Annotated in this window: 6 protein-coding genes; 1 reads left to right on the top strand and 5 read right to left on the bottom strand. The window is 77.1% G+C overall.

All coding sequences use genetic code 11. The features are described from left to right. From ET526_RS17505 to hpnA, 4 genes are all read right to left on the bottom strand, one after another. On the bottom strand, positions 1-403 hold a 403-nt coding region (locus ET526_RS17505), incomplete at its 3' end, for a phosphorylase family protein (RefSeq protein WP_456305125.1). Between the two features lie 296 nt (positions 404-699). Further along, the gene (gene shc, locus ET526_RS17500) at positions 700-2700 is read right to left on the bottom strand and encodes a squalene--hopene cyclase (RefSeq protein ID WP_135469499.1); all 2001 of its coding nucleotides are present in this window, start codon (positions 2698-2700) and stop codon (positions 700-702) included. 140 nt (positions 2701-2840) lie between these two features. Further along, on the bottom strand, positions 2841-4022 hold the full coding sequence (locus ET526_RS17495; protein WP_135469486.1) for a glycosyltransferase: 1182 nt from the start codon (positions 4020-4022) through the stop codon (positions 2841-2843). Continuing rightward, positions 4019-5026 (bottom strand): hopanoid-associated sugar epimerase, encoded by a 1008-nt coding sequence (gene hpnA, locus ET526_RS17490; RefSeq protein WP_135469483.1) that lies wholly within the window; start codon positions 5024-5026, stop codon positions 4019-4021. The genes ET526_RS17495 and hpnA overlap by 4 nt, the downstream gene beginning before the upstream one ends. A gap of 122 nt (positions 5027-5148) precedes the next feature. Here hpnA and ET526_RS17485 point away from each other — a divergent pair, with 122 nt between their 5' ends. After that, positions 5149-5757, top strand: a complete 609-nt coding sequence (locus ET526_RS17485; protein ID WP_135469480.1) for an ABC transporter substrate-binding protein — start codon at positions 5149-5151, stop codon at positions 5755-5757. Positions 5758-5793: 36 nt separating this feature from the next. Here ET526_RS17485 and ET526_RS17480 read toward each other — a convergent pair whose 3' ends face one another. Beyond that, positions 5794-6780, bottom strand: a complete 987-nt coding sequence (locus ET526_RS17480) for an MBL fold metallo-hydrolase (protein WP_135469477.1) — start codon at positions 6778-6780, stop codon at positions 5794-5796. Positions 6781-6933 lie beyond the last annotated feature (153 nt).

Below are 6933 nucleotides of genomic sequence, written 5' to 3'. Positions count from 1 at the left end.
GCAGCAGCGCCAGGGCCACACGCAGCGGCGCCGGCCGCCCCGCCGCCGTCAGGCCCACCGCCGCGGCGCGCGGCACCCCCTCTCCGGCCGTGTCGGCCACCGCGCGCAGGGCGACGAAGGGCAGGCCGCGCGCCGCGGCGAAGGCCGCCGCCGCCTCGCTCTCCAGATCCACCACCAGCGCCCCGGTGGCGAGGCGGAGCGCGCGCTTGGCCGCCGGCTCCGCCACCACCTCCGCCGCGCCGGCCACCACGCCGAGCCGCGCCCCGGTGGCGCGCGCCAGCGCCGCCGCCCAGGCCGCGTCCGCGCTCCAGGCGCCGCGCGGCCCGCGCACCCGCGTGGAGACGACGAGGTCGCCCGGCGCCAGCGCCGGGTCGAGCCCGCCGGCGATGCCGAAGCTGAGCACGGCGGCCGCCCCCTCGCCCGCCGCCGCCAGCCGCGCCGCGAGGCGCCGCGGATCGGCCCCGCCGATGACGGGGGAGAGCCCCGGCGGCAGCAGCGCCGCCTCCGCCCGCAGCCCGACCGNCCCCCTCGCCCGCCGCCGCCAGCCGCGCCGCGAGGCGCCGCGGATCGGCCCCGCCGATGACGGGGGAGAGCCCCGGCGGCAGCAGCGCCGCCTCCGCCCGCAGCCCGACCGCGGCGAGGATCCGCCGCCCGGAGGGGGGGGCGGCGCTCATCGCCGCGCGCCCGCCCCGGGCGGCCTCACAGCCCGTGCGGCACGCGCCGCGAATTGCCCTGGCGCAGGTTGCGCAGCCGCGCCAGCGCCCAGAGCGGGAAGATCCGGGCGTAGCCGTGGTAGCGGAGATAGAAGACGCGCGGGAAACCAGTGCCGGTGTAGTCCGGCTCTGCCCAGCCGCCCTCGGCATCCTGGTGGGCCAGCAGCCAGGCCGCGCCGCGCTCCACCGCCGGGTCGTCGGCGGCGCCGGCGGCCATCAGCGCCAGCATGGCCCAGGCGGTCTGGCTGGCCGTGCTCCTGCCCATCCGCCGGTCCGGGTCGGCGCGGGTGCCGCCGCGGCGGGGATAGGTGAAGCCGTCCTCGCCCCAGCCGCCATCCGGGTTCTGCGCCGATTTCAGCCAGGCGACGGCGCGCCGCATCGCCGGGTGCTCGGGCTCGATCCCGGCGGCGTTCAGCGCCGTCACCGCCGACCAGGTGCCGTAGACGTAGTTCACGCCCCAGCGCCCGTACCAGGCGCCGTCCGGCTCCTGCTCCGCCAGCAGGTACTCCACCGCCCGCCGCACCGCCGGGTCGTCCCGGTCGCGGCCGAGCTGGGCCAGCATGGCGAGGCAGCGGCCGGAGACGTCGGCCGTCGGCGGATCGAGCAGCGCGCCGTGGTCGGCGAAGGGGATGGAGTTCAGGTGGTGGTGGGTGTTGTCGGCGTCGAAGGCGCCCCAGCCGCCGCCCTTCGACTGCATCCCCACCACCCAGTCGGTGGCCCGCGCGATGGCGGCGTCCCAGCGCGGATCGGCGCGGCCCTGGGCGCGGCGGGCGCGGTCCATGGCCAGCACCACCACGGCGGTGTCGTCCACGTCCGGGTAGTGCGGGTTGGCGTACTGGAAGGCCCAGCCGCCGGGCGGCACGCCCGGGCGCGTCTCGGCCCAGTCGCCCCGCACCTCGGTCACCTGCCGCGGCAGCAGCCACTCCACGCCGCGGCGCACCGCGCCCTCCGCCCCCGGCCCGCCGGCCTCGAGCAGCGCGTGCGCCGCCAGCGCCGTGTCCCAGACGGGGGAGAGGCAGGGCTGGACATAGGTCTCCTCGCGGCCGGGCGGGCCGTGCCGGTCGCAGACCAGCTTCTCCAGCGCCGCCCAGGCGGTGACGACGCGCGGATCATCCTCCGGCACGCCGAGGCAGTGGTACATCAGCACCGCGTTGGCCATGGCCGGGAAGATGGCGCCGAGCCCGTCCTCGCCGTTCAGCCGCTCGGTGACGAAGCGCTCGGCCGCCGCCTCGGCGCGGCGGCGCGTCGCGGGCGGGAACCAGCCATGGGCGAGGTGCAGCGCGCGGTCGAGCGCACCGAACAGCGTCTTCCACGGCTCCTCGGCATGGGCGCCGCCGGGCCAGCGCCGCACCTTCGCGGGCGGGGTGCGGAACAGCTCCGCCACCCCCGCGCCGACCGGCGCGACGGGGCGCGGCCGGTGCGCCATCACCACCGCCAGCGGCACCACCACCGTGCGCGCCCAGTAGGAGATCTTGGACAGGTGGAAGGGGAACCAGCGCGGCAGCAGCATGATCTCCGGCGGCATGGCGGGGACGGCGCGCCAGGGCACCTCCCCGAACAGCGCCAGCGCCGCGCGGGTGAAGACGTTGCTGCGCTCCGCCCCGCCGGCGGCGAGGATCGCCTCCCGCGCCCGGCGCATGTGCGGCGCCTCGGGGTCGTCGCCGATCAGCCTGAGGGCAAAATACGCCTTCACCGAGCAGGAGACGTCGAGCGGGCCGCCATGGAACAGCGGCCAGCCGCCGCCGGCGGTCGGCGCCTCCTCCTCCTGGAGGCGGCGGAGGTAGCGGGCGATGCGCGCCTCCCGCTCCGGCTCGCGCCGGCCGAAGAAGCGCTTCAGCAGCACGAACTCGGCGGGGATGGTGGCGTCCGCCTCCAGCTCGAACACCCAGTGGCCGTCGGGGCGCTGGCGGGAGAGGAGGTCCCGCGCGGCGCGGCGGATCGCCGTCTCCAGCGCCTCGCGCGTCACGGACAGGTCGGGCACGAGCATCGGGTGCAGCGTCGCCGCGCTGAGATCCTGCAGGCTGGACAAGGTGCATGGTCCCTATGGCTTTCCGCGGCGTGGAGGGGCCGCGGCGGCGAACCGATCGGATCGAATACGCCGTCTGGTCGTCGTTGCGAAGTGCGGTGTTACTGTCTCGCCACAGATTGCTCGGTTGCTGTGTCCCGATCCGCACGCGGACCGGCCTCTCCCTTCCACATCCCCCCGCGCCCGCGCCATTCGGCGAGCGCCGAGTCGAGGGTGAACACCATATACGCTGCCGCGATCCCCGGTAGTGCCACGCCGCGCAGCGGGGAGAGGCCGTAGCGGCGCAGCATCGGCGCGTAGGCCAGCGCCATCGCGCCCCAGGCGGCGGCGCCGAGCCAGCGCGCCGGCCCCTCCGCCAGCAGCGCGAGCAGCGGCGGCGCCAGGAACACCAGCGCCAGCGCCGCCAGCATCCCGGCAAGCGCCGCCGCGCGGTAGCCGAGCTGGGCATAGGCGGTGCGCGCCACCATCCGCCGCACCGGCCCGACCGTGCCGTAGGGGCGGAGCGAGACGACGCGCTCGGTCAGCCCGGTCCAGATCGGCCCCACCGCCTTCATCCGCCGCGCCAGGGCGCAGTCGTCGATGATCTCGCCGCGGATCGGGGCGAGGCCGCCGGCCGCCTCGAAGGCGGCGCGGCGGAGCAGCACGCAGCCCCCGGCCGCGGCGGCAGTGCGCGCGCGCGGGTCGTTGGACCAGCGGAAGGGATAGAGCATCTGGAAGAAGAAGACGAAGGCCGGGATCAGCCAGCGCTCGGCGGCGCTCGCGCAGCGCAGCCGCGCCATCAGCGAGACCATGACGCGCCCCTCCGCCGCGGCGCGCCGCACCAGGCAGCGCAGCGAGTCCGGGGCATGGCGGATGTCGGCGTCGGTCAGCAGCAGGAAGTCCGGCCGGCCGCGCAGCGCCGCGCCGAGGCCCTGCTGCAGCGCCCAGAGCTTGCCGGTCCAGCCCGGCGGGCGCGCCGCGCCGCGCACCACCGCGAGGCGCGGATCGCCCGCCGCCGCCGCCCGCGCCGCCGCCGCGGTGCCGTCGGTGGAGCGGTCATCCACCACCACCACGCGGAAGGGGCCGGGATAGTCCTGCGCGAGCAGGGAGCGCACCGTCTCCCCGATCGTCGCCGCCTCGTCCCGCGCCGGCACCAGGGCGGCGACGGAGGGCCAGGCGGGGGGGTCGGGCAGGCGGGCGGCGCCGCGGTCGTCGTCCCGCGCCAGCCAGAAGCGGCCGCGGCCGAGCAGAAGCACCGCCCAGGCCAGGGCAGCGGCGAGGGCGATGCCCAGGGGCAGGCTCATGCCAGCATCCCCGCCTGCCGGAACCAGGCGATGGCGTCTCCGACCGCCTCCTGCCAGGGCCGGGCGCGGTGGCCGAGCACCCGCTCCGCCCTGGCCGAGCTGAAATACATGTGGTGCCCCGCCATGCGCAGCCCGTCGAGCGTCAGCATCGGCTCCCGCCCCGTCAGCCGCGCCACGCCCTCGGAGGCCAGGGCGAGCGGCCAGAGCGGCGCGCGCGGCAGCCGCACCGGCGGCCGGCGGCCGGACAGGGCGGCGATGTGGCCGAGCAGGGCGCCGAGCGGCACGTCCTGCCCGCCGAGGATGTGCCGCTCCCCGACCGCGCCGCGCGTCAGGGCGGCGACGCAGCCTGTGGCGCAATCGTCCACGTGCACGATGTTCAGCCCGGTGTCCACGAAGGCCGGCATCCGACCCCGCGCCGCCTCCAGGATGATCCGCCCGGTCGGCGTCGGGCGGCGGTCGCGCGGGCCGACCGGCGTCGAGGGGTTGACGATCACCGCCGGCAGCCCCGCCTCCGCCGCCAGCCGCTCCACCAGCCGTTCCGCCTCGGTCTTGCTGCGCTTGTAGGGGCCGATCGCCTCCTCCGGTCGCGCCGCGTCGGCCTCGGTGGCGGGTGCCCCGTCGGCGCGGGGGCGGAGGGTGGCGACGGAGGAGACGTGCACCACCCGCCGCAGCCCGGCGGCGAGGGCGGCGCGCATGACCGCCTCCGTCCCGCCGACATTCACCGCCGCCATGCGCTCCGGGTCCGGCACCCAGATCCGGTAGTCGGCGGCGCAGTGGATGGCGGCCTCGCACCCCTCCATGGCGCGGGCGATGGAGGCGGGATCGGTCAGGTCGCCCGGCACGCACTCCACCGCCACGCCCGCGAGCACGGCGCGGGGCGTGTCCGGGCGCACCAGGGCGCGCACCGCGGCGCCCCGCGCCGCCAGCGCCCGCGCGATGGCCGAGCCGAGGAAGCCGGTGGCGCCGGTCAGCATCACGGTACGGGGGAAGGCGGGTTCGTCCATGGGTCTCCTGCCGGCCGCGCGGCGCGGCCGCGGCGGTTGTGGACGGGAGCGGGCGCCGAATCCAGCGGGGTTGATCGCCCGCCGCATCGCCGCCCCCGCGGCTTTCGTGATAGCGAGGGCGCATGACACGCCGACGCTCCCTCCTGCTCACCCTGCCGGCGCTGCCGGCGCTCGCCGCCCCGGTCCGGGCCCAGGACGCCGCCGCCGCCGTGGTCGAGCGGTTCCACGCCGTGCTGCTCGAGGTGATGCGCAACGCCCGCCAGCTCGGGATCCGGGGGCGGGAGGAGCGGCTCCGCCCCGCGATGCAGGCCGCCTTCAACCTGCCGGCCATGGCCCGCATCGCCGTCGGCCCCCCCTGGGCGCAGATGAGCCAGGCGGAGCAGCAGGCCCTGGCCCAGGCCTTCGCCGACTGGTCGGTGGCCACCTACGCCGCCCGCTTCGACGGCTATGGCGGCGAGAGCTTCGAGACCACCGGCGAGAACCGGCTGCCGAACGGCGACACGCTGGTGCGCACCCAGCTCAACCGCCCGAACGAGGCGCCGGTGGCGCTGAACTACCTGCTGCGCCAGCAGAACGGGCAGTGGCGCATCGTGGACATCTACCTGGCGGGCTCGATCAGCGAGCTCGCCGGCCGCCGCGCCGAGTTCGCCACCCTCCTGCGCGAGGGCGGGGCGGAGCGGCTGACCGCCGAGCTGCGCCAGCGCACCGAGCGGCTGCGCCAGGGGGCCTGACGCACGCGGCCCGCGGGCACCCGCCCCCCGCCGCCGTCAGGCGAGCTGCCAGGGGCGCGGCACCCAGAGGAAGCCCTCCCCGTCGCGCACCACGCGGCCGAAGCCGGGCCAGGGGACGTGCACGCCGCCCACCAGCACCCGCTCGCCCGCCAGCATCTCGAGGTGGCGCACCCGGCTCTCGATGCCCATGGCCGGGTCCACGTCCACGCCCACGCGCCAGCGCGGCCGGGCGAGCTGGATCACCACCTGGTGGGCGATGTCGCCCCAGATCAGCATGGTCTCGTTCTGCGAGGTCACGCGGTAGCTGACATGGCCGGGCGTGTGGCCGGGCGCGGGCACGCTGAACACGCCGGGCAGCACCTCCACCTCGCGCTCGAGCGGGATGGTGCGGATGCGCTCCCCATAGGGTCCGATGGCGCGCCGCGCCGCCTGGATGAAGCGCTGCCCCTGGGGCACACGGCCTTCCTCCGCCGGGTCGGTCCAGAACCGGTGGTCGGTCTGCGAGACCACCACCTCGGCGTTGGGGAAGTTGCGCGTGGTGCCGTCGAAGGAGAGGCCGGCGGCGTGCTCGGGGTGGATGTGCGTCAGCAGCACCGCCTGCACCTCCTCGGGCGCGTAGCCGCTGGCGCGCAGCGCATCCAGGGTGCGGCCGGTGTTCGGGAAGGTCTGCCCGTCGCCGCCGCAGTCCACCAGGAACAGGGAGCGGCCGGTGTTCACCAGGTAGCAGCCGACCGGCTGGTGCAGCCCGCCCTCGCGGAAGAAGGCGCGCTCGCGCAGCGGGGCGATCTCCTCCGGCGTCGAGTCGGGGAAGAAGCGGGGGATGTTCTCGTTCGGCATCTGCATCCCGCCGTCGAGCAGCGCCGTCACCTCAACATCGCCCACCATCACGCGGTGGAAGCCGGGGGCGGGGGTGCGGCGCTGTGCCGGCGCGGCCGGCGCGGCGGCGGGCAGGGCGGCGGCCGCAGCGGCCGCGGCGGCGGAGAGCAGGGCGGCGCGGCGGCCGGGGGCGAAGGCAGCGGTCATGCGGAACATCTCCTCCTGTCCGACCACCGCGATATTGGCCTGGGGCGCGCGGCGTCCAGGCGCGGCGCCACAACGGCGCGCCGGCCTGCCCGGCGCCCGATCCGCGAAGGCGGAACCGCCGGAGCGGTGAATCGGCCGCCCGACAAAGGCGCC

Origin of the sequence: Crenalkalicoccus roseus (assembly GCF_004761865.1) — a bacterium.
GTDB classification, from domain to species: Bacteria; Pseudomonadota; Alphaproteobacteria; order Acetobacterales; family Acetobacteraceae; genus Crenalkalicoccus; species Crenalkalicoccus roseus.
The sequence above is the reverse complement of the archived record's forward strand: the minus strand, read 5'-3'. Positions and strand labels throughout refer to the sequence as shown.

What these genes read in the sequence shown, in the direction of transcription:
- shc (WP_135469499.1), bottom strand. Translation starts at nt 2,700, where the DNA reads ATGCTCGTGCCCGACCTGTCCGTGACGCGCGAGGCGCTGGAGACGGCG.
- ET526_RS17495 (WP_135469486.1), bottom strand. Translation starts at nt 4,022, where the DNA reads ATGAGCCTGCCCCTGGGCATCGCCCTCGCCGCTGCCCTGGCCTGGGCG.
- hpnA (WP_135469483.1), bottom strand. Translation starts at nt 5,026, where the DNA reads ATGGACGAACCCGCCTTCCCCCGTACCGTGATGCTGACCGGCGCCACC.
- ET526_RS17485 (WP_135469480.1), top strand. Translation starts at nt 5,149, where the DNA reads ATGACACGCCGACGCTCCCTCCTGCTCACCCTGCCGGCGCTGCCGGCG.
- ET526_RS17480 (WP_135469477.1), bottom strand. Translation starts at nt 6,780, where the DNA reads ATGACCGCTGCCTTCGCCCCCGGCCGCCGCGCCGCCCTGCTCTCCGCC.